Annotated in this window: 23 protein-coding genes and 1 other RNA gene; 6 read left to right on the top strand and 18 right to left on the bottom strand. The window is 34.2% G+C overall.

Annotation, left to right across the window (positions count from 1 at the left end; translation table 11 throughout):
* Window positions 1-248: 248 nt before the first annotated feature.
* On the top strand, window positions 249-917 hold the full coding sequence (locus tag QQS39_RS13355) for a YidX family protein (protein WP_285804701.1): 669 nt from the start codon (window positions 249-251) through the stop codon (window positions 915-917).
* A gap of 1150 nt (window positions 918-2067) precedes the next feature.
* Here the strand turns inward: QQS39_RS13355 and QQS39_RS13350 are convergent.
* The 6 genes from QQS39_RS13350 to QQS39_RS13325 all read right to left on the bottom strand — a co-directional run bounded on the left by QQS39_RS13350 (window position 2068) and on the right by QQS39_RS13325 (window position 7417).
* Window positions 2068-3351 (bottom strand): hypothetical protein, encoded by a 1284-nt coding sequence (locus QQS39_RS13350; RefSeq protein WP_285804700.1) that lies wholly within the window; start codon window positions 3349-3351, stop codon window positions 2068-2070.
* A 220-nt stretch (window positions 3352-3571) separates the two neighbouring features.
* The gene (locus QQS39_RS13345) at window positions 3572-5488 is read right to left on the bottom strand and encodes an SMC family protein (RefSeq protein ID WP_285804699.1); all 1917 of its coding nucleotides are present in this window, start codon (window positions 5486-5488) and stop codon (window positions 3572-3574) included.
* Window positions 5481-5972 (bottom strand): ABC-three component system middle component 5, encoded by a 492-nt coding sequence (locus QQS39_RS13340; protein ID WP_109419131.1) that lies wholly within the window; start codon window positions 5970-5972, stop codon window positions 5481-5483. Before QQS39_RS13340 ends, QQS39_RS13345 begins: the two co-directional genes overlap by 8 nt.
* Window positions 5972-6553 (bottom strand): ABC-three component system protein, encoded by a 582-nt coding sequence (locus QQS39_RS13335; protein ID WP_285804698.1) that lies wholly within the window; start codon window positions 6551-6553, stop codon window positions 5972-5974. Before QQS39_RS13335 ends, QQS39_RS13340 begins: the two co-directional genes overlap by 1 nt.
* A complete protein-coding gene (locus tag QQS39_RS13330; protein ID WP_285804697.1) occupies window positions 6540-6911 on the bottom strand; it encodes a hypothetical protein in 372 nt (123 codons plus the stop codon). Before QQS39_RS13330 ends, QQS39_RS13335 begins: the two co-directional genes overlap by 14 nt.
* Window positions 6912-7096: 185 nt before the next feature.
* Window positions 7097-7417, bottom strand: coding sequence for a helix-turn-helix domain-containing protein (locus QQS39_RS13325; protein ID WP_285804696.1), 321 nt, complete (start codon window positions 7415-7417; stop codon window positions 7097-7099).
* Between the two features lie 305 nt (window positions 7418-7722).
* Between QQS39_RS13325 and QQS39_RS13320 the strand changes: the two genes are divergently transcribed.
* Window positions 7723-8082, top strand: a complete 360-nt coding sequence (locus QQS39_RS13320; RefSeq protein ID WP_285804695.1) for a hypothetical protein — start codon at window positions 7723-7725, stop codon at window positions 8080-8082.
* A gap of 64 nt (window positions 8083-8146) precedes the next feature.
* Here QQS39_RS13320 and QQS39_RS13315 read toward each other — a convergent pair whose 3' ends face one another.
* From QQS39_RS13315 to smpB, 8 genes are all read right to left on the bottom strand, one after another.
* Window positions 8147-8776 (bottom strand): hypothetical protein, encoded by a 630-nt coding sequence (locus tag QQS39_RS13315; protein ID WP_285804694.1) that lies wholly within the window; start codon window positions 8774-8776, stop codon window positions 8147-8149.
* Between the two features lie 6 nt (window positions 8777-8782).
* Entirely contained in the window at window positions 8783-11482 is a 2700-nt protein-coding gene (locus QQS39_RS13310) for a DUF927 domain-containing protein (protein ID WP_285804693.1), read from the bottom strand.
* A 2-nt stretch (window positions 11483-11484) separates the two neighbouring features.
* The gene (locus tag QQS39_RS13305) at window positions 11485-11973 is read right to left on the bottom strand and encodes a hypothetical protein (RefSeq protein WP_285804692.1); all 489 of its coding nucleotides are present in this window, start codon (window positions 11971-11973) and stop codon (window positions 11485-11487) included.
* An 11-nt stretch (window positions 11974-11984) separates the two neighbouring features.
* Window positions 11985-12116, bottom strand: coding sequence for a helix-turn-helix transcriptional regulator (locus tag QQS39_RS13300; RefSeq protein WP_285804691.1), 132 nt, complete (start codon window positions 12114-12116; stop codon window positions 11985-11987).
* Window positions 12117-12291: 175 nt separating this feature from the next.
* Window positions 12292-13281 carry a hypothetical protein gene (locus tag QQS39_RS13295; RefSeq protein WP_285804690.1) on the bottom strand — a complete coding sequence of 330 codons (990 nt, stop codon included), beginning with the start codon at window positions 13279-13281 and terminating at the stop codon, window positions 12292-12294.
* Window positions 13278-14519, bottom strand: coding sequence for an integrase domain-containing protein (locus QQS39_RS13290; protein ID WP_109419122.1), 1242 nt, complete (start codon window positions 14517-14519; stop codon window positions 13278-13280). The genes QQS39_RS13295 and QQS39_RS13290 overlap by 4 nt, the downstream gene beginning before the upstream one ends.
* A 386-nt stretch (window positions 14520-14905) precedes the next feature.
* Window positions 14906-15272: a transfer-messenger RNA gene (gene ssrA / locus QQS39_RS13285) on the bottom strand.
* Window positions 15273-15331: 59 nt separating this feature from the next.
* The gene (gene smpB / locus QQS39_RS13280; protein WP_109370996.1) at window positions 15332-15814 is read right to left on the bottom strand and encodes an SsrA-binding protein SmpB; all 483 of its coding nucleotides are present in this window, start codon (window positions 15812-15814) and stop codon (window positions 15332-15334) included.
* Between the two features lie 156 nt (window positions 15815-15970).
* Between smpB and QQS39_RS13275 the strand changes: the two genes are divergently transcribed.
* Entirely contained in the window at window positions 15971-16405 is a 435-nt protein-coding gene (locus QQS39_RS13275; RefSeq protein ID WP_069367808.1) for an SRPBCC family protein, read from the top strand.
* Window positions 16398-16691, top strand: a complete 294-nt coding sequence (locus QQS39_RS13270) for an RnfH family protein (RefSeq protein ID WP_151435669.1) — start codon at window positions 16398-16400, stop codon at window positions 16689-16691. Before QQS39_RS13275 ends, QQS39_RS13270 begins: the two co-directional genes overlap by 8 nt.
* Before the next feature lie 207 nt (window positions 16692-16898).
* Here QQS39_RS13270 and bamE read toward each other — a convergent pair whose 3' ends face one another.
* The 3 genes from bamE to nadK all read right to left on the bottom strand — a co-directional run bounded on the left by bamE (window position 16899) and on the right by nadK (window position 20023).
* Complete coding sequence (gene bamE / locus QQS39_RS13265; RefSeq protein WP_198619714.1) at window positions 16899-17261, bottom strand: outer membrane protein assembly factor BamE; 363 nt, start codon at window positions 17259-17261, stop codon at window positions 16899-16901.
* Window positions 17262-17374: 113 nt separating this feature from the next.
* Window positions 17375-19036: a DNA repair protein RecN gene (gene recN / locus QQS39_RS13260; protein ID WP_285804689.1), complete on the bottom strand. Its 1662-nt coding sequence runs from the start codon at window positions 19034-19036 to the stop codon at window positions 17375-17377.
* Window positions 19037-19123: 87 nt separating this feature from the next.
* Window positions 19124-20023 (bottom strand): NAD(+) kinase, encoded by a 900-nt coding sequence (gene nadK / locus QQS39_RS13255; protein WP_151435666.1) that lies wholly within the window; start codon window positions 20021-20023, stop codon window positions 19124-19126.
* Window positions 20024-20123: 100 nt separating this feature from the next.
* Between nadK and grpE the strand changes: the two genes are divergently transcribed.
* A complete protein-coding gene (gene grpE / locus QQS39_RS13250; RefSeq protein ID WP_151435665.1) occupies window positions 20124-20735 on the top strand; it encodes a nucleotide exchange factor GrpE in 612 nt (203 codons plus the stop codon).
* Window positions 20736-20852: 117 nt separating this feature from the next.
* On the opposite strand, the gene ung is transcribed toward grpE, so the two are convergent.
* Window positions 20853-21533 carry a uracil-DNA glycosylase gene (ung, locus tag QQS39_RS13245; protein WP_151435664.1) on the bottom strand — a complete coding sequence of 227 codons (681 nt, stop codon included), beginning with the start codon at window positions 21531-21533 and terminating at the stop codon, window positions 20853-20855.
* A 334-nt stretch (window positions 21534-21867) separates the two neighbouring features.
* On the opposite strand from ung, the gene grcA reads away from it, so the two are divergent.
* On the top strand, window positions 21868-22251 hold the full coding sequence (grcA, locus tag QQS39_RS13240; protein ID WP_023581591.1) for an autonomous glycyl radical cofactor GrcA: 384 nt from the start codon (window positions 21868-21870) through the stop codon (window positions 22249-22251).
* The last annotated feature ends 103 nt before the right edge of the window (window positions 22252-22354 follow it).

The following is a 22354-nucleotide window of genomic DNA, read 5'->3' as shown; positions in this document are numbered from 1 at the left end:
TATAGTCGAAAATGAATATATAATTATTGAGTTAGCTTTTCTATTTCAATAGGAATATGGGTAAGTTGATTACAAGAAAGGTTAAGTACATTGAGCTGTTTACATTCAAGAATAGATAAAGAGAAATGCGTTAAATGATTGTTATAAGTACTATTACTGTATAAAGGAAAGGTGATGTAACATTTATTTTGCCTTATCTATAAGAATAATAATTAATATTTTTAGTATTAAATAAAAGGATGTTCACTATGTTTAAAAGATATAATATTAAATTAATTATGGTTAGATTAATATTTATTCCATTTGTTTGTTCCATATTATCAGGTTGTCTCTCATTTAATTTGATGGTCGCTACTGATCATGAAGCCGGTTACCAAAAATCTAATTGGGGATCAGATACTATTACTGCGCTTTCATTAGCGAATGATACAAATGGAAATACTGGGTGGGTATTTGTTGGAGAAAATTTTGACTACTTACTGAGCCGTGGAGGCGATAATATTGTAAGTATATTGAAAGATCCGGTTATATTCCGAGATAAAATTATCGTTGAACAACCAGCTCAATTTATTATTGATCCAAAAAGAAAAGAGTTTTCAGGAAGAGTGGAACTTAATTATCGTTGGACTGAAGAAAAGGATAAAATGGCAATCACAAAATACGGTTTTTCATGTAATGATAATACAAAGATGTGTTCAGTATTGATACAAAATTTAGTCGGTACTATACATGAAAAAAATAAAGAGCAAGATATAACCTATTTAATGCAATTCTATCATTCATTCGAGGTTGAGTTTTACCAATATAAATCAAACTCTTTTGGGTCAAAAACTGCCCGAGCATTACTTCCTGTGACATTAGCTTTAGATGTCGTTACATTGCCTTTGCAGTACCTATTTTTTGCAACGAAAAAATAATTGAGTAGGTGGTATTGTAAAAGCAATTGGAACGCCGAACTTTGGGGTTTACCTAAGTATATTCAATGGTTAATCCCTTTATTTTCATTCTTTAAAAATAAAAATAAAAATAAAAATAAAAATAAAAATAAAAAGTGATATGCAGTGTTTTTAATAAGGAAAAATAGCTAAACGTTACTAACTGCCTCGCCGTAATTTTTTTCGTAATAATGCTATTATTTACTACTGTTTAGGTAGCCTAGAAAAGAGCAATATTTTAGGTGGATTTTTATTTGTATTCACTGAATATTACCTTCTTAAAATATTATAAGAAAGATTAAACAGTATGTATTGAAGCAAAAATATGAATAGTATTGATTAGATAGCTAATCTTTTTCTGTGTGGACGTAATGTGGACATTCCAAAAATTAAGGGGCTACGTTTTCACGTAACCCCTTGTTTTATTTGGTGGGCTGGCGGAGTCTGAATTCGTTTTATATTTTATTGTATTTAATGAGTATTTATTAATCTGAATAATACATGAGTGCCATAATGAGTGCCATTAAACAGGAGTAATAGATGTGGTTATATCTAAGTATTTAGCAACCCAAGAAGCATGCAAATAAAAATAATGTATTAAATAAAAATATGCGTCACAAGTGTCACTCACGTCATGCTATTTAATATCAATATGTTAGATTACTTTCTTGAGCCACATTTTATGACAAGAGTAATTTTAGTATCACATTTAATGTTGAAATAAAATTTCACATAGGGGGTAGGGTCTGGACTAGTGACTTTTGAGTACCTAGCTAATATCTTGGGTAAATAGGAAGGAAGTGGGTAAAAATTTTTTTAAAATAGTATACAATTTGATTACTAATATAAGGTATTATTTTAATATCGATTTTTAGGAAAGAGATTAAAATTTTTTAAATGTGATATCTTAATTTTTTACATGAGTAAATCTGATGTGTGCCTTCGATCTAAAAATGGATCTTAACCCTAGATAAACCGGTCATACAACTTGAACTATTCATCAATGATAGACGTCAATATAAACCTCTTTTTTAAGTGATAATACTAGCAAAAAGCTCGTTAAATTCTGACAAATAATAAGCAAAAATACATAGAAAAGTTTGCGTATTAACGAGCTTGGTAGAAATTAATGTTAGGCTTTTATTTCATTAAGCTTGGTTTCTAGCTTTCTCATATCAACATTGCTTCGTCTTCTTCCTTTTATTTGTCCGTTAGCTTCGAAAGACGAAATCAATTGCTCTAGTTGGTTGATCGACAGTTTTTCAAATATTTCGCTGTTGAAAATAAGGTCAAATCTGTTGTCAGCATCATCATAGCCCGTAGATTTTGAAGCATACAATATTACAATGTCATAAATTTCTTTTTCACATTGATAGTCTCGATATATATTAATTATAAATTTTATATGTGAAAGAGTAATACGCGTTATTTTATATTCCTCAATACTCTTACTAATGTAATCAAAATAATCACTTGCATTATCGAATAAAAACATGGTTGCGATTTTATAAGCATTATCATTATCCTCTTTGTCATCACGTGTAGGATACTCTTTTAGACGATCTTGAAGTTCAGATGATAATCTTTTATAAAAATCAGGATGGTTACAAAAAAATGAAAATAAGTAGGTGAGTGCATCATATTTAAATGATATCTTTTCAAAGAAGTCTAAATCATCTTTAATTTTTTCTAATAATTCAGTCCTCTTTTTTACTTCATCATATAAATACATACAGGCAAAGTGGAGAATTCTTCTATGTTTTGAGGATTCTTCGGCATCTAATCTAAAACTAAACTTCCAAAACTCTTTAAATATTTGGTAAGTTGCCAATGGAGTTACCCTTTGACAGTATTTGGAAATTAGTGGTTTTATGTTTTTTACGGTTGCGTAATATTCACTATTTTCTACTAGAGTATCTCGTATTATTGGAAATAAGTCTTTTCCATAATAATTTTTACGTAATAAAAAATCATCAAGTGCATTTATGATCATACTTTTTACTAAGTCTTTATTTGGCGTGTAAAGCACATCATCTTCAGAAAGAATAGGATGAGCACATAAATGCCTTTTTTGCTGTATATCTCTAATATTAGATATTTCACCAATACCAATAAATTTTTTTTGCTCGTAGAACCCTTCAAATAACTTTAACTCCCAGTCAGATTTAGTACTATTTTGACGTTGAGAAGTTTCGATTAAATTTATTTGCTTTATAGCCCAGTTATCATTAGTTAGATCAACTAAACGACGTGTCTTGTACACGGCATCACAAACCAACACAGACCATAAAGAAACTACAGCTGCTCGATAGTTACCATTTATATAGCTACTATAAACTTCTTTAAAGTAATGTTTTGTAGAACTTGACTCTATAAGTTCTATTTTATCCTCGATTCCAATTTTATTTTCAAACATAAAAATATTTACTTCTCAAAGTTATATGACTAAAAATGTGCTTAATGTCTATTTGGTGGCACAGAGTAGATGACTGCTTTGGCTTTATGTTTACTAATACTATCCCTGTAAGGTTTATTGTCTGAGATAAAACGGACTATTGAGTAACCAAAAGTCCGGATAGTATTATATAGGGTCAAAGTTAATACATATTATCTTAGTATGATAGCTTAGCGAATACTTATAATTGAATTATATAATCATTTTTATCATAGTATCGACCAACACCATAATTGTCATTATTAAGGGTAGGTTCTATTTTTGAGGTGGTCATTATAAGTTGATAGCCAGTTAATCCCTCAAGGCTAGAAACTATCAGCTTTTGTAGATTATGGCTACGTCCTTCATTTATATCGCCGCATTCAAAATCCATTATAGAAAAACGAGGATATCTACAATTTACATCTTTAATTGAAAATAAAAGAAATGCTAAATGCAAAGCCGCTTTTTTAACTACATTAGAACTATCTGAATAATTCACCCTTTCATTTAACAACCATCTATTTTTAGCAAAATCTATCTCTGATGTAAGCGTTGTTGCAGTAATAAATTTACTCTCATTTCCTGAGTCTTTTTCTAATATTTCAGTTGATAACTTAGATAGTTCAGAATAGACATACTCTTTTCTTTTTATATTTTTAGCCTCTAAGGCTGTAATGTTTGTCTTACAATTCTCTATCTGGTTTGCTAAATGTTCACGAGTTTCCTTTAGGTCATCTACTTTTGATGCAGTATCTAATTTTTCTCTTAGAGAGTTAATCTCTATTAATGTCTCAGTTCTTTCTTCTATAATAGATGTTAATGCTAGTTCCCTTTTGTTGGAAACTAAGCTTATTTCAAATAAGCGATTCTGAGCAAATTGTAACTCTTGATTTTTTTCTAATAAATAATTTTCTAAATACTCAACTCTTTCTAATAATTTTACTATTATTTTGTCATTCTGTCTTTTTTGATATTGAAGTTCGTTCAATGTTTCAATATATCTTTCTTCAAGAGAATGCTTTTCTCCGGCTGATTTACATAAAGCACACTCATTTTCAACATTTGTTTCGATAATAGGTGTTAGGCAGCAAGGGCAATATTCAAAAGACACTTTTCCAAGGTCATTATATGTGTTTTTTGATTCATTCAGAGCCTTTATTCTCTTGGTTAAATTTCTATCAAATAAAATACAATCTTGAACTTCAACTTTAGATAGTTGAAGTTCATGATTTTTTATATTGATTTTTTTAGTAAGAGATTGGATTCTATCTATAGTATTATTTCTTTCGATAGTTAAATTTAGATTGGTATTATCCTCTAAATTGTCTACTGACTCTAATAAAGAATTCCTTTTTTCTTCAATGATATTTAATTCTTTATTTTTAATTTTAATTTGTTCATTTATTTTATCGACAGTAAGGTCTGCATCATCTCCAATGAGTCCAAAGTAAGTTCTTAGCTCTGTACCGCTGCGCTCATAATCTCGTTCATATTTTAGTAGTTTTTGACGGTACGAGTAAGTTTCTAAATCATCCAGTCCCAAAAGAAATTCAGCAATTGCTATTCTTGTATTTTCATTATCATTGTTACTTTGTTCTTTTCTGAAAATTCTATTAGATTCAGATGATTGGCTAAGATATATGAGCCTCATTATTTGGTGCATAGTTAAATTGTTATAGTCGCTGGATTTATATTGCCCCCAATTAAAGAACTCAAACATTATTTCTGAGAAACTTAGTCTATTATCATTACGTCGAGATCCATACTCATTCCATCCTTCAACATCCTTTATGGCTTTTTCATATTTACCTTCATAAATTTTTATATGGGGAACTTTACCAGTTGAGTCTATAGCTCTAGATAAAGTCAAAATATGTCCATTTATAGTGATCTCAGCATTTACATTTGAGCACTCATCTACAGGATATTTCCAATCATCTTTTGCTAATTCTCCTCCTAAAATATAAAAAATCATATCGAGAATAGTTGATTTGCCAACAGAATGTTCCCCTCGGATAATATTTATTCCATCATGAAATAATTCGTCATAAACTCGCAGTCCATTTTTGATGATGATTAACCTGTTAATTTTAAGATATGAAGGATTTTTAGTCATAACGATATTCCATTAAGTTAGTTTTTGCTTTAAGACCATTTTTACCTTTTATTGTTAATTTTGGTATGCTATCTGTAATTATTTTAAATATAAAACTATCTCTAAACGTGTCTTTTTCTATAGCAGTGATAAGGGAAATAGGGATCTTATTTTCATGTAAAATTAATTGTTCTTCTACTAATGCTATTATTCCCTTAGAAAATAGATGTGCTATTGTGTTATTTCTGATTATATTTAGCTCAAAAAATATACGACGAGGGTTTTCTATATGTTCATATGAGTTTTCAATAGATTGTATTTTTTGGGCTAATTTAGAATTTGAGCGCGGCCACCTTGATATGTGTTTTAACTGATCAGGAAATAGATAATAAAAATCCATGAATTTAATATTGTCTTCATTGATTTTATTATTATTTTTATAAAGTAAACTAATGATGCGATATGAACAATGATTCGCATCTTTAAGCGGATGATAAATAATCATTAGCTAACCCATCGTATGTGACATTTACCTGTTAAAAAGAAGATCATACCGCGAATTAATTCTGTTGAAATTGCGGCATTAACTTCAGAGACCTCTTCATATAGAGGTTCAACTATCCGGTCATAAATAACTCTATCTACTATATCATTACCCACTGTGTTTTTAAACAGTGGTTTAATATAATGAGTAAAAGATGAATTTATTTTACTTAGGCAGTGATAATATATTACTTCTTCTGATGAGGAAAATTGGAATTTGGTTACGCGTCTTGCAAATCTATTCTCTAAGTAGGTAGCATCATCAAGTAGATCTAATCGTTTACCCTCTTCAAGTTTTTTTTCTAATCCAATGATTTTTCTGCCAGGTCTGGGGTTAAGATATTCTTGCAGTTCTTCAATCATATAGCGATATTCATCATCATTATCACAAAGTTGCTTCGACCTATTTAGTAAATTGATAAGGGCATTGCTTCTTGTTTTGGTTTCATTGAAACTAATAGTAGTACCAATATTTAAGTCTCTCAGGGCACTGTTGCCTGTAATTTCATTATCACGGATAACCACAGAGTCATTTTTTTTCATTTTTTAACCCCTGCCCAATAATGATATCTCCATCAGCTTCATTATTGTGTATCACATTACCTTGAATGTGACCGTCAGACTTGATTTTTATATTTTTAGCCTTATTTCCACTTATTTGATTGTTTTTAAAGCTTGAAGAATTAGTTGGTCTATTTTTAGATTTACTTTTTATTGTATAAAATAATGCTATAACTAACACATTCATGGAAACTAAAAAAATAGTTAGTATGACAATCGGGTTATTAGATATAAAATCTATATTACTAAACAGAGGTCTTAATAAAAGCAAAATAACAACAGCGATAATTGTTAGAGATGCGTTATATTTTAGAGCACCTTTAAAAAAATCCACGTTCATTCATTATCCCTTAAAATACAGTTACAAAAACTATTTTATAATGTTACACACAAAAGGATTAGTAGTACAATTTAGTTCTTAATTAGTCCTATATTGGATGTTATTTTCTTGATGACGCATTAATATTATGTGATGGAAATCATATTTTTATTCTTTGAAAATCATTAGAGAGTAATTTCATATTGTCACTCAGTAGTTTTAACCATATTTATTATCTCATCCTGTAATAGTATTGACAGTTTATTAAAATATTTTACCACATAAGCTAATTGGTCATCTTGAGTATAAAAGTATGCTAATGGTACATCTAGCACATCAGCTAATTTTTGAGCGGTACCAATATCTACTTCGTGAACACCCTTTTCATAACGATTGATACGTGTACTAGCTACAAACTCGTCGATTCCCGCTGCGATACCTAAGTTCTTTTGTGATAATCCAGCAGCTAATCTTGCCTCTTTTAATCGCCTGCAAAAGATCTCTTTGTGATTTTCAATAGGATTCATAATAACTCTCAGTGATATAGAGTTACGAGAATCGTAGTTTTAGCTTGTCTTGAATACTACGAATAACGTAGTATTGTATGATGAGTTAACTTAGAAGGAGTTTTACATGAAACAGTTACTGCTAATGATTGTCGCCATGATGTTAGTCGATGCATTAATTATACAAATGATAAAGGGCAAAGCTGTATTGTGGATGTTGTGTTAATCCAATTTAAGTTGCGGTGTTAGGCGGTTTTGTTAGGTGTTTCTGTTGAAAACAAATCAGAGGATTCATAATTATCGTATTTATATGGAGATAGAATTAAATGATTAATTTTTTCAGATGGGTAGCGATCCTACCTGTAGCTTTTGTATCAGCTATAGTTTTGCCTGTACTTTTAAGAGTTCTAACAAATATAGGTTTTTTAAATTATAGAGGAGGGGAGCCATTACCTTTCTATATAGAGTTAGCTATTTCTGTTGTTATGGGGGCTACGTTTGTTTCTGTGGGAAAATTAATGGCACCAAGTAACAAAGAAAAAGTAGGAAAAATATTGTTTTATATTAGTATAATAGTGTTTGCTGGATTGTTTATTTTTAATTGGCAACAAGGAGAAAGAATGGCTGCTTTATACTGTTTACCATCACTTGTTGGTGCATATTTAGCAATGGATTATGATGTTTAATGTGTTGTTTCAATGGGATTTATAATATATGACACGGTAATAATAAATCCCATATAGTGATTTTTTAATCCCAATTATAATCAACATTATTTAGTACATTAGTTGCGAATATTAATCTTGCTTCATCTAGTGGTTTTAATGTAAATGCTCTAAATCTATTTGGTGGATTACCAAATAGTATAGATTTACCTATCCCTATTTTTGAAATTGTTCGCCCAAAAACTGTTCTGCTAGTACCATCATACTTTTTACAACTCAAGAATAACTCAAAAAAATTACTTGACGGAATAACTGATTTCCAAATTTTTTGAGAGTCAAAAACATAACCTCTTTGTAAACAAATAAATAGAAATGATTGAACGCTATCTAATTCAGGAGATTTAATGATAGGAGGGGGGATTGAATAGAGTCTAACTCGAATTCCATTAATATTTTTTATTTTACTATATAAAGGTACATCAATAGAAGCGATGGCGAGATCTTCCTTTTTACATTTAAATATTAAGCATAAATCACTTTCATAAAAATCACTATTTTTAGACTCAATGTTTAGCATCATCAACCATGAACGAATTTTATTTGATAAATCCTTGGTATGAGGGTGATATTTTTTTGCTAACTCTATTTCATTGATTGCTTGCTCTGTTTCAAATTTAGCCGTTTTTTTATAGAGCAATGATAGGTAAGCATTCATGATGTATTATTTCTCCAGACTATCTGATTCAGAAAAGCTAATGGGATAAACTCTGGATTGTTGTCCATTGATTCTGACTCGGTCTCCGCCACTTTGATTCTTTTCACGTAAAATTAAAATACCTTCCTCAGTTAATGCTTTTAATACTCTCTTAAAGTCGTACCCTTTGGTTGCATCTCTAAGACCAGCGGAGTTGAATAGAAAAATGCGGTCACCAGAAGATGAGTTTGTCCACCACCCTGAACGTTCATGGATGAATCGATCTAAAGGAGATGAGTCTTTATAGCTGAAACGGCTGTCTCCGTAACGTTCAATATAGCTACGGACTTGTTGAATGATTTGTTGCTTTTCTAAAGGGGCATCACTTGTTTTTGCTTGCCATTGCTTAAACATTTCAGACATAACTTTTGTTGCATAGCCTGATTCCCATCCAGTTATGCCATAGCTAGTGGCTAACTCGCCAGAAAGAGCGAGTAGCGCAAAACGTTTAGCGACCCGTTTTGCTTGCCCTGTGGCTTTTTCTGAGTTGAATTCTGACTTACAAAGGATTTGTTCCAATTTTGATGATAATGTTTGTTTATCATTTACAAGTTGAACAAGAAACTCCCGTCCAGCAATACCATAATTCATTGTTGATTGAGCTTTCAGATGTTCAGAAAGAGCGCTTCCAGAAATGAAGCCATTTAAGCTATCCCAAGCACCATAAGAACGTTGAGCTGATATATCAATTAACCGTACTGATTGTCCTGCTTTTGCATTTTCACCAGATAATTCGACTGTAGCAGATGTCGTTAACTCACCACTAGAAATGACAGCTGTTTTCCATCTTGCTACTGATTTCGCTGCTCCTGTTTTTGAAGCCCTTAGTTTGCCTTGTCCATTCCCTAACGCATAAATAATTTGTCCTACTTCTATTGATTTGCATTCGCTGATTTCATCTAATGCCAATAACGTACTATTAAACATAGATGCAGCGCCTTCGATACCATTTGCAGTTGCGCGCCAGCTTCGCATATAGTTACTACCACCCCATACAGAGCAAGCTACTTGTATTAGTGTTGTCTTACCTGTTGATGAGTCACCATAAAAATGGAATCCTCCACTTTCAGCATGACATGGTTCAATTAAAGCCCCAGAAAAAGCACAACATATTGCGGTAGTTAAAAGAGGATTACCAATAGCGAATGATGAAATTTCATTTCTCCAGTCAGCTAATGCACCTTTTGGGGAATAAATACTAATAGGCTCACTAGCAGTTTGAAAAACAACTTCATGTTGACCATATGAACCGTATGTACAGTCTGGTAGCACGAATAAATTATCAAACCAACCTAATTGTGAAGTACAAAGGATTTTTTTAGTAGGTATTGATTTTGTTAAGTAGGCATTTAATAACTTGTAGTTGTAAATTCTTACACCTAATGATAAAAGTACAGCTCTAGCTGGCTCCCCACTTCCACTAAGCAATTCCATTGGCATAGCCCATTTACGAAGTTTTCCTAATGGATTCTTAATCTCTAATAATAATCCAAAGTTGCTTTCAGATGCATCACAGGTTATAGCCTCAATAGTAACGGGTGTACAAACTAATTCTCCCTTTACGTTAGCGTCATTAGCATTGAAAAACCATACTCCGGAATGATAGTTTCCAGTGCTATGTGTTACAGTTTCATTAAACACACGGAAGCAAGGACAATTGTTGACGGTGGGTATAGATTGTTGAAGGCTTTTTATTTCACTATTATTCCACCCTTGTTCAGTGGCTATATAATAAAGTGTTCCTGCATTAATTCCACCGCTTGGGTCATAGGAATCCCATACCGCATTAAAAGTATGTTCTTCATATTTATTTGATGTTTTACTCCAGTTTTTGGCTATAGATATGCCATCCATAATGTTATGATCGCATATTGCCCAAATAACATTTCTCCAGATATCATAACTACAGTCAGCATTAATAGCCTCAAGAGCACTTTTTAATTTTGTAATATCTGTTTCGATATCAAATGACGCCATTGCTTTATCAAAAACTTCACCACATTGGCGAAGTATTTCATCTGGTAAATGATTTAAATACTTCGGTTGGAAATTTCGTTGTTGTGTGTCCATTATATTGTTTAACACATCTAGTAATTCTTTTGGTGCATCATTAATACATAATGAGTTTAATATGTATGGTTGATTTGTTTCTGGATGCTTAGTTGGGGGCACTACAACCTGCTTCCCTTTGCCTAAGATCTCAATGAGCCAGTATGGTTTGCCTTCTTGTTTATATTGTGATGTACAAATAGTTTTAGCCGCTCCAAGAAAATTAGCTAAATTTAAATCTGTAATCGAAATATAATAATGGCAAGAACCATTTCCTCTCCCTGTAATAACATTAGGGGAAAAGGGATCTAGGCCTAATTTGTATAACTGCGCATGTAATTCTTGAGTTATTGTGTTCGTTAATGCTTTTCCGTGTATATCAACGTCAATGACATAAAATAGAGACCCATTTGATAGGGGGTAGCCCGTCCTAGCCCCTAGGCCATAACCTTTCGTTATCCATAGTGGGATTTGTTTTTCTATATCATCAAATGTTAAGCTGGGGGCATTAGACCAACCTTTATCTACAGGGCGCTTAGTTCCGGCGATTAGTGGATGAATAGGAATATGATTGCTGATCATTGCCGTAGTTAAATTTTGAAGTGAATGATCCATCATTTTCATTTCTCCAAACTTGTATTTACTAATACAGATGAAATATCTGGATTTTCTAAGATATAATTCATGCTTTCAAAAAAATGTAGGCCAGCATTAGTTATGATGAGCCAATCAAATTTATTAGAATTAAGCTTTTCAAGATTGCTTAATAATGATTTAACCTCAAACAAATATTTAATCCAAATCTGATTTCTCTTAGGATCATTACCTTTAAGTACAGATTCAATATTACCTAATAAATATTTCTCACTTTCAATTGCTTTATTTAGATAGAGTCTGAATAAAGAATAATAAACAAATTGATGATTTACCATATCAATAAGCGAAAGTGGCGTATCAAAAGGGTTAAAGCCAATCTTTTTAGAAAGTTTAAGTGAGTTTGGATACTTCATTGCATCAATAGTATCACCTTTGTTGTTAGGTACAATAACCCATGAATCAGGTGATAATACGGTTGTGAGTCCATAGGTATCAGCATAGTCATTATTCATTTTGTTTAATCCTACTTGTTTGCATATTTTTCGATAAAATTAGCGATGTCAGATTCACGCCACATTGAGCATCGAGTACCAAAACGGATAGGTTGTGGGGCTTTACCTGCTTGAATCCAAGCATAGAAAGTTGATTTTCCCATGGGAATGATCTTTAAAACTTCGTTGAGCCGTAGAAGCTTTTCTGAAAACTGATGGTTATTTTGTGAAGTCATTGTTGATTCTCCTAATGCTTCCTTAGTCAACCTAGGAAGCTATGGGAGAAATACTATTATTAAGTAATGTGTCAAACAGGAGGGATAATTAACGTATTTTAACTTATTTAGCTACCTTGACTTCTTTGTTTAAATATGTATTTGCAATATGAGTGCTCTGATTATCGATGATAGCTCTATGTTCTGTCTCCATAATTGATTTTATTACATTATTAAGAATTTTATTTTCAGTATAAATAGCCATATTTTTAGATTGAATGTAATCATTTATTTCTGAAAGTATCGAGTATGGATAAATATTCCATGCTGAAGATATTTTTATATTACTTTTCTCTTTTAATTTTTCCACCCAAGCAGGGTTGCATTTAAGCTCTTCATTATGGGATTTGTGTGAATTACAGTAATCTATTATTTCAGTTATCTCATCTGCAACAAACAGTAGTGCATCTTTTTTGCTCTTTGTAACTTTTCTTACACCTTCGTATATAGTGGCTAAAACTATTTGTACTATTATTTTTTGTGCACTTATTGGAGAACCTCGTTTTTTTTCTATTAAGGCTATAGGGATTTTTTTACTCATAATCAAAGCTGTGACTAGCTCTATCTCTCTAAAGCACCCAGAGCCTTCAAGTGTGTATTTGAGCCATGAATTAGTTATATTAGTAGCTATATCATTTGGGATTTCAATTGCATTTGAAGCTTTATTTAGCAAAATGTATATGCATAGTGTTCTAAGGCGCAACTCCTCAGAATTTAATAACAATATTAACCTGCATAATATATGAAATTCATTAGTATCTTTAAAGCTGGAATAATCATTAGTAGTTATATGAAAATTATCTTCAATATCATCTATAAGATAAGGAGTCTCTAAACCTACTTTGGCTATACTATTTATAAAGTCATCCAGCCACGTAACATAATCTATTTTAGAAAATCCAATCTTGGTTAAGGCATTAATATTAATTTTATCTAAATGCTTAAGTAAATCCTGAAGGTGAATATTTTGGTCTTTTAAAGGAGGACCTAATATTTCAGATATTTGGTCATTTAATGTATCTATTGTTACTTGGCTAATTTTTTCAGTTTTCATACCACAGCTCTCAATCCACGAATGCCATTACTCATTACGCTGCCACTATCAGCTGCAGTAATAAAATCAGCCCACCATTGCATCATAGGTTTACGCTGTTCTATGTAATCACTTCGATTATATGCTCGCCTAACTTCATTTTTATCAACATGGGCTAAAGCAGCTTCGATCACATCAGCTTGAAATCCTTGTTCATTAAGTGCGGTACTGCCAATAGCTCTTAAACCATGAGAAACTAATACACCGCCAAAGCCAGCTCTTTTTAAGGCTGCATTAACGGTTTGACTATTCATTGGCTGAGTTGGTTTTATTCTACTTGGAAAAACAAATTCTCTATGGCCACTTACTGGCTTCATAAGCTCTAAGATATTAATGGCTTGTTCAGACAAAGGAATCGTATGTTCTCTATTCATTTTCATTCTACTTGCGGGGATATGCCATAATCGTTGTTCGATGCTTATTTCATCCCACCGAGTGCCAGAAGCTTCGGCTGGGCGTGTTAGTGTCAGTAACTGCCATAAAAAAAGATAACGAGTTGATAATTCAATATTCGCTTGTCTTATTGTGAGCATTAACTCAGGTAATTTTTCTGGGCGTATACTTGGCATATGTTTTTTCTGTGGTTTTTCAAATGCCTTACTGATGTTGACACTTGGAGCGGCATCAATAAAACCAACATTCATTGCATAGATCATAATTTCATTGATCCTTTGACAAATGCGCCTGACAGTTTCAAGTGCTCCACGAGCTTGGATTGGCTCAATAGCTTGTACTAAAGTTCGCGCTTTTATCTCAGTTACTGCAATAGAACCAATTGTTGGAAAAATATCTTTTTCTAGTGAGCGCCAAATATCATTAGCGTAGTCAGCCGTTACAGTGGTCTTTTTTACATCGAACCACATTTGAGCTACAGCCTTAAATGTATTTATTTTAGCTTCTTGGTTTTTTTGTTGTAATTCTCTTGCGTGATCTTGAGGGTCGATTTTGTTAGCAATTAAAGCTCTAGCATTATCGCGTAAATCTCTGGCATTTTTTAATGAGAGGGAAGGATAAGCGCCAAATGTCAGTTTAGCTCGTTTACTATCAAGTGGGCGAGAATATCGAAACTGCCAAACTTTGCGGCCTGTAGCTTTTACTAACAGGTTTAAACCATCACCATCATAAAGAGAGTAATCTTTATCATGTGGCTTTGCTGCTTTAATTTCAGTATCCGTTAGTGGTTTGATTAACTTTGGCATTTATCCCTCACACGAAAGATAGAAGTATTTTTGTCACAAAAGTCATAAGGTGTGTCACTCAGAATATCATTGTTTTTCAATCGGTTAATATGATTATGACAAGAGTGACAGCTGTGACAGTTTCATCAATAGAAGCTAATGAATGATAGTGGAATGGTGGTTGTATTGATTATGCTTGTACTAGAAGGAATGTTGAATAAACATATTGTGCATATCAATTTATTGGCACCCAGCTATCAAGCTAACTTACCTTGAGTGCCAATAAGGGTGCCATAAACATTGAGATATTACAAGATAACACAAGACCACTATAGACATAAAAAAGCCCGCAACTCATTGAGTTAGCGGGCTTTTCAGTCTTCTTTGGACGTCCTTAGAAGATAATTTGGTGGAGCTGGCGGGAGTTGAACCCGCGTCCGAAATTTCTACATCCTCGGTACTACATGCTTAGTCTATCTTTAATTTCACTTACCCACTGCGGACAGACGCGCCATGAATAAGCTAGCTTGATTAAGTTTAACGCTTCAACCCCAAGCTAGGCATCCACGCGATCTCTTTTGGGTTTGACCTCTCTTTATCCCCGTCTTAAGAGCGGAAGCTAGGGAGAGAGGGCTCAAAGCAGGTTATTAAGCTGCTAGTGCTTTATATTGATTGTCGTTTGCGACTATCTTTTTTGCGGCTTTTTACGAGGCCAACCGCCCCTCGGCATGCACCTTGGGTTTCGCAAATCCCGTCGAATCCAGAATCAGCCCCAAGTTGTTGACAGCGAGTATATCAGAAAAATACTTGTCATTGCTAGTACTTAACGTAATTTAGCGGTTAGCATTTTTCATAATACGTGCTTTGTCTAATTTCCACTCACGATCTTTAATGGTTTCACGTTTATCGTGATCTTTTTTACCTTTTGCAACGCCAATTTTGATTTTGCACCAAGCGTTTTTCCAATAAAGAGAAAGTGCAACAACGGTATAACCATCACGGTTGATTTGACCATAAAGGTTATCAAGTTCACGCTGTTTTAATAATAGTTTACGGGTACGTGTCGGATCACAAACGACATGGCTTGATGCAACATTTAAAGGCGTAATCGTTGCACCAAAAAGATAAGCTTCGCCATCACGCATGATAACATAGCTATCACTGATGTTTGCTTTACCGGCTCGCAGTGATTTAACTTCCCAGCCTTGGAGCGCCAAGCCCGCTTCTATCTCATCTTCGATGAAATATTCATGGCGAGCGCGTTTGTTTAACGCAATGGTCGCAGAACCTGGTTTGTGTGATTTTTTCTTTGTCATAATGTCCACATTATACTGTATGAGCAATAGAAAGAAATCATTTAACCGACTGTTTTCTTTTCAATTGCATAAAACTTAAGCTATATTCCATTAGATTTTTAATTAGTCACTGTTCAATGATATGATCACACACAGTGTTGTCGTACAGGAATAACTATGCCTCAGATTAGTCGATCTGCTCTTGTCCCTTTTAGCACAGAGCAAATGTTTAAACTGGTTAATGATGTTCTTACTTACCCTGATTTTCTACCAGGATGCGTTGGAAGTAAACTGATCAAAAGCACTCCAGAGGAAATGATTGCATCAATAAATGTCTCTAAAGCGGGAATTAGTAAAACATTTACTACCCATAACTTTTTAAAGACTAATGAACGTGTTGATATGCGTCTTGTTGATGGTCCCTTTCGTAAATTAACTGGAGGATGGGTGTTTACCGCACTTGATGATAATGCGTGTAAAATAGAATTTCAGCTAGACTTTGAGTTCACTAATAAATTAATTGAGTTGGCTTTTGGACGTATTTTTAAGGATTTAACGAATAATATGGTTCAAGCATTTACTCTCAGAGCGAAAGAGATCTATCGTGACTAAAATATCGGTAGAGGTAACCTATGCGTTGCCCGACAAACAGTACCTTATCCCTGTTGAATTAACATTAGGGGACACTGTTGAACAAGCCATAATTGCTTCAAATATCTTAACGATTTGTAATGATATTGATTTAACTAAGAACAAAGTGGGCATTTATAGCCGACCTGCAAAGTTAAGCGATAATGTGCGAGACGGTGATAGAGTTGAAATTTATCGACCTTTAATTGCTGATCCTAAAGAAATGCGTCGTAAACGTGCTGAGAAAGCACGACAAAAAGCGGATTAATATTATGCTTTTTTGCCCAATAGGGAGAGCATCATATACTGCATTGATAGGCCGTTTGATTACAGACAGACACAATACAAGACAACACTGTTATAAAAGCAATTTCTCTTTATAAAAACACACCCCAACGTCAACCTTAACGTATGGGGTGCAATTCGTTTTTGCCAATCTTATACAAAACTAAGCTTTCTTAGCGCTGTTATCGTATTACGATTTTGTTTCAGGCGCTGAGAAGTTAGGCATATTGCCTTGTTTATCAATCTTAGTCAGTATGCCATTACTATCAAAAGTCAGGGTCAGCGTCTCTTGACGTACTTTCTGATGACCAGGCTCTTCACGGAAAACATAATACCAAGTCTGACTTCCGAAAGGATCTTTAAGCATTGGCGTACCAAGGGCAAATTGAACTTGCTGCTGTGTCATTCCTTGCTGAACTTTTGCGACTTCGGCTGGCGTTAAATAATTTCCCTGATTGATATCTGGGTGATAAACCAGTCTCTCGAACATAGAGCAACCTGAAGTCATTACGACTAAAGATAAGGCGGCAACTTTTAACAGTTTAAAACGCATGGTTATTACATTCCTTTTAGGGTCATAGTGACGATGATAATCGACAACGCAGCAATTGAAAACCTTTCACACTCTGCCTATGACCCTAAATATCAATAAAAGTTTGTTAATCGTTATGCAGCCAACAAATCTTTCGCATTTGCTAAGGTATTTTTGGTGACTTCACTGCCTGCTAACAAACGGGCTAGCTCTTGTAGACGCTCTTTTTTCGATAACAGTTTCATGGTTGTTTCAGTTTCTTCACCATTTGTCTCTTTATTAACGAAATAGTGTTGATGACCACAACCTGCAACTTGAGGTAAGTGAGTTACACACATAACTTGAGTAGACTCGCCTAACTCACGTAATAATTTACCCACAATAGCTGCTGTTGGGCCACTGATACCTACATCGACTTCATCAAAAATAAGTGCAGGAGTATCCATTTTTTTTGCGGTGATCACTTGGATTGCGAGTGCAATACGTGATAACTCACCTCCTGAAGCCACTTTAGAAAGCGCTTGATGAGGTTGCCCTGGGTTTGTGGTGACATTAAATTCAACTTTTGTGGCACCATCGATTTGCAGTGAGCTGTCATCAAAATAGGTATCAACAGTAAAATAACCATGTGGCATGGATAACTGATGCATACTGTTAGTGATAAGTTGGCTTAATTCATTTGCATATTGTTGGCGAACTTGATGCAATTGCTTTGCAATATCTAATGCAATTAAATGGTCAGCTTTGACTTGTTCTATTAAAGCGTCACAATCATCATTTTGACGAAGTAGGGCATTCTTCTCTTCAATTAATTGCTGATGAAGATCATAGAGTTCTTCAGGTGCAACGCGATGTTTACGTGACAAACTAATGTACTTAGACATGCGTTTTTCTACTTCAAATAAGCGATTAGGGTCCATCTCTAAACGATCGCTATAATGACGAAGTTCATCACTCACTTCACTAATTTGAATCGTTGCTTCTTCTAACATTTCTAGTAGTGAATTGAACTGACTTTCCATAGAGGTCAGTTCAGTAATTTCATGTTTAGCTACATTGAGCATACTTAAAATATTTTGCTCTTCGTTGTCGCTTAAAATTTGTAAACTATTTTGGCTTAGCGTTAAAAACTGACCACAGTTAGAAAGACGTTTATATTCTTGATCTAATTCTGGGTATTCGCCTTGTACTGGCTGAAATTCATTGAGTTCTTTTAAATGGTAATCAACCAGTTGCTGCCTTGCTTCTCGTTCTAAAGAGAGTTGTTGAAAAGCGGCTAAAGTTTGGCAACTTTGATGCCATGTTTGATAAGCCGACTTCATGCTTTTTAATAAAGCCGGTTCATGGGCATAAATATCAAGCAGTTGTTTTTGATAGCGAGGCTCTAGAAGTTGTTGATGAGCATGTTGCCCGTGAATTTGGATAAGTAAAGAACCAAGCTCTCTTAATTGTGAAAGAGGTACGGAAGTGCCATTGATAAAACCACGAGAACGCCCATCAGCAGAGATAGTTCTTCTTAATAGGCATTCGTTATGATCATCAAGATGATGTTCTTCAAGCCAACGTTGTGCAGAGGGCGTATCAGAGAGTGAGAATCGTGCACATAAATCGGCTCTAGTTGCACCAGGGCGCACCATATTGGCATCACCACGGTTACCTAAGCATAAACCTAGTGCATCAATTGCAATAGACTTACCTGCGCCAGTTTCGCCTGTAATGGTGGTCATGCCACCAGAGAAATCGATTTCAAGTTCACGGACTATGGCAAAATGACTAATGGTTAATTGAGTCAGCATAGTGCCTCTCCTGTGTATAAAAACATATCTGTAATTACATACAGTATAAACTGGTTTTTTATACAGTAAAGTAGTGAGGCAAAAAAATTAGAACATTTTTTTCGACCAACCTAATTTTGAGCTGAGTGTATTAAAATAATTGTAATCAGTCGGATGAACTAAATTGAGCTTTTGACGGCTTCTCTTAATAATAACTTCATCGCCTTCTTTAATGGGTAACACTAATTGGCTATCGCAACTCACTTCATAATCGATATTTGTTTGTGAGAATTTTAAGCGAATTTGGCTATCACTGCTGATAACTAAAGGACGTGCCGATAAAGTATGTGGAAACATAGGCACAAGAGCAATTGCATCAAGATTTGGGGTTAAAATAGGGCCTCCCGCAGAAAGTGAATAGGCCGTTGATCCCGTTGGTGTTGCGATAATTAAGCCATCAGAACGTTGAGAGAAAGCAAAACGATCATCAATGTAAACTTCAAACTCAATCATATGAGCAACTTTACCAGGATGAAGCACAACTTCATTGATTGCTGTACCAATGCGATTTCTTTGACCTTCAGCACAGACTCTTGCCTCAAGTAAAAAACGCTTTTCTTCATGATAGTGCCCAGCTAACACATTGGTTAATTGCTGTAAGGCATTATCAGGGTCAAGGTCAGTAAGAAAGCCTAAATTACCCCGGTTAACACCAATCACTTTGATATTATAACGAGATAAAACACGCGCAGCGCCAAGCATATTGCCATCACCACCAACAACAATGACAAGATCAGCAACTTTGCCAACTTGTGTTAAATTACCGGTTTGTGCATTTTCTAGTTTTAGTTCTTGAGCAACTTGTGTATCAATAATAACGTCATAACCTTGAGCCAATAGCCAATGATAGAGCATTTCATGCGTTGAAATTGCTTCAGGATGGCGGGGATGGCCGACAATGCCAATGCATTTAAAGTGTTTTTCGTCTGTTACGGTATTATCTGGCATTTTTTTACCCTCGTTTTGCGCCAATTCCTTGAAACCCGTTTATTGATCCCCATAATAAACTAAATATGAAGATGAATACCAAAACTACGCGGAGATGTTCATGAGTAGTAAAGAACAAAATGTACATGAAGAGCAAGCCTCAAAAGAAAAAGAAGGAATGGGATCTGCAATGAATGAGTCTCAAGAGCCAACAATGACCGAAGAAGCACAAGCGGACTTTAATGCTCAAGCTGAATTAGTGGAAGCATTAGCGCGTGTTGATTCTCTCGAAAAACAACTTGAGCAATCTCAAAAGACAGAGCGTGAAGCAATGATCCGCGCTCAAGCTGAAGTTGAGAACATTCGTCGCCGTACTCAACAAGATGTTGAGAAAGCACATAAATTTGCGCTTGAGAAGTTTTCTAATGAGTTGTTACCTGTACTCGATAATTTAGAGCGTGCTTTATCTGCGGCTGATCATGAAAATGAATCATTAAAGCCAATGATTGAAGGGTTAGAATTAACGCTGAAATCATTTTTAGATGCTGTTCATAAATTTGGAATTGAAGTGGTTGAAGAAAAAAATGTGGTATTTAACCCTGAAGTTCACCAAGCGATGACTTTAATTGATAGCCCTGCACATGACGCTAATCATGTTGTTGATGTTATGCAAAAAGGATACACCTTAAACGGTCGTTTATTGCGCCCAGCTATGGTTATTGTTTCTAAATAATATCGATAAAACATTCGTTATCACATGAGTTATTGCATGTAGATAAAGTAAACCGCACAATACGAAGATTATTTAATATTCTTGTTATTGTGCGGTTTTATGTTTTATAGGATGATTTTATTCAATGGGGTCAAGATGCCAATTAATCGGTTTGCGACCTTGTTGCTGTAAAATATCGTTGGCTTGTTTAAAATGACCACAACCTAAAAAGCCTCTATGAGCAGAAAGCGGGGATGGATGAGGTGCTTTTAAAATAACGTGTTTATTTGTATCAATAAAACGTCCTTTTTTCTGAGCATGAGCGCCCCAAAGTAGGAAAATAACCCCCTCTCTACGCTGATTGATTTGTTCGATTACTGCGTCAGTAAAGATTTCCCAACCATAGTTAGCGTGAGAATGAGCTTGACCTTTCTCTACCGTCAATACGGTATTAAGTAATAAAACACCTTGTTTTGCCCAGCTTTCTAAATAGCCGTGGTTAGGGCGTTTAAAATCAGGGTATTCTTTTTCAAGTTCTTTATACATATTGACTAATGAAGGTGGTGCTGGCACGCCTGGTCGTACTGAAAAAGAGAGTCCATGTGCTTGATTAGGGCCGTGATAAGGATCTTGCCCTAAAATAACTACGTTCACATTATCAAAAGGCGTAAAACGAAAAGCATTAAAAATATCTTCTTGAGGAGGATAAACAATTTTACCTGCGGCTCTTTGTTGTGCGACTTGAGACATAATTTGATGAAAATAAGGCTTTTCTTTTTCAGCGCCTATCACATCATGCCAAGTTAATGGTGTAGTCATAACCTAAAATCCTTGTTGATATCTTATAGTGTCTAAGCTTACCGATTTCATCAGGGGAATGAAAATATTACGGTCCAAAAATAAAAATTAATTGTTCCTTCAATTTTTATTTGAAAATTTACAAAAAAAATTGCAAATCAACGATAAATGATTGTTGATTTAAAACAACACTTTGCACCTTACGGGGCAAAGAGCTTATGAATTTTATTGATATTTATCAAAGAATGATGCCATTTATACTGGTATATAAGTAGACAGAAACATTGGTTAGACCAAATACCCAAGTTCTGATATGAGATTGGAATTTGATTTTGCGCCCAAATTGGAGGTCGAAATGATTACTGGTATCCAAATTACTAAAGCTGATAACGACGATTTATTACACTCTTTCTGGTTATTAGATGATGAAAACGGCGAAGCTCGTTGCATCTGTGCTAAAAAAGGTTTTGAAGAAGGCCAAGTGATTAACCGTAAAGAGTTAGGCAATATCGAATACCGTGAAGTGCCTGTAGAATCTAAACCGGTTGTTCGTGTAGAAGGTGGTCAACACCTTAACGTTAACGTATTAAGCCGTGAAACACTGGAAGATGCTGTTAACAATCCTGAGAAATATCCTCAATTAACTATTCGTGTTTCTGGTTATGCTGTGCGTTTTAACTCACTGACTCCAGAACAACAACGTGATGTTATTACTCGTACTTTCACAGAAAGCCTGTAATTCTCACTAAAGTAATCAGTTAATAATAAGCTCGATATGAAAATATCGGGCTTTTTTTTATATATCTATATATCTATATATCTATATAAAAGCAGAAAAAAGA

The sequence above is a fragment of the Proteus appendicitidis genome, assembly GCF_030271835.1.
GTDB classification, from domain to species: Bacteria; Pseudomonadota; Gammaproteobacteria; order Enterobacterales; family Enterobacteriaceae; genus Proteus; species Proteus appendicitidis.
The sequence above is the reverse complement of the archived record's forward strand: the minus strand, read 5'-3'. Positions and strand labels throughout refer to the sequence as shown.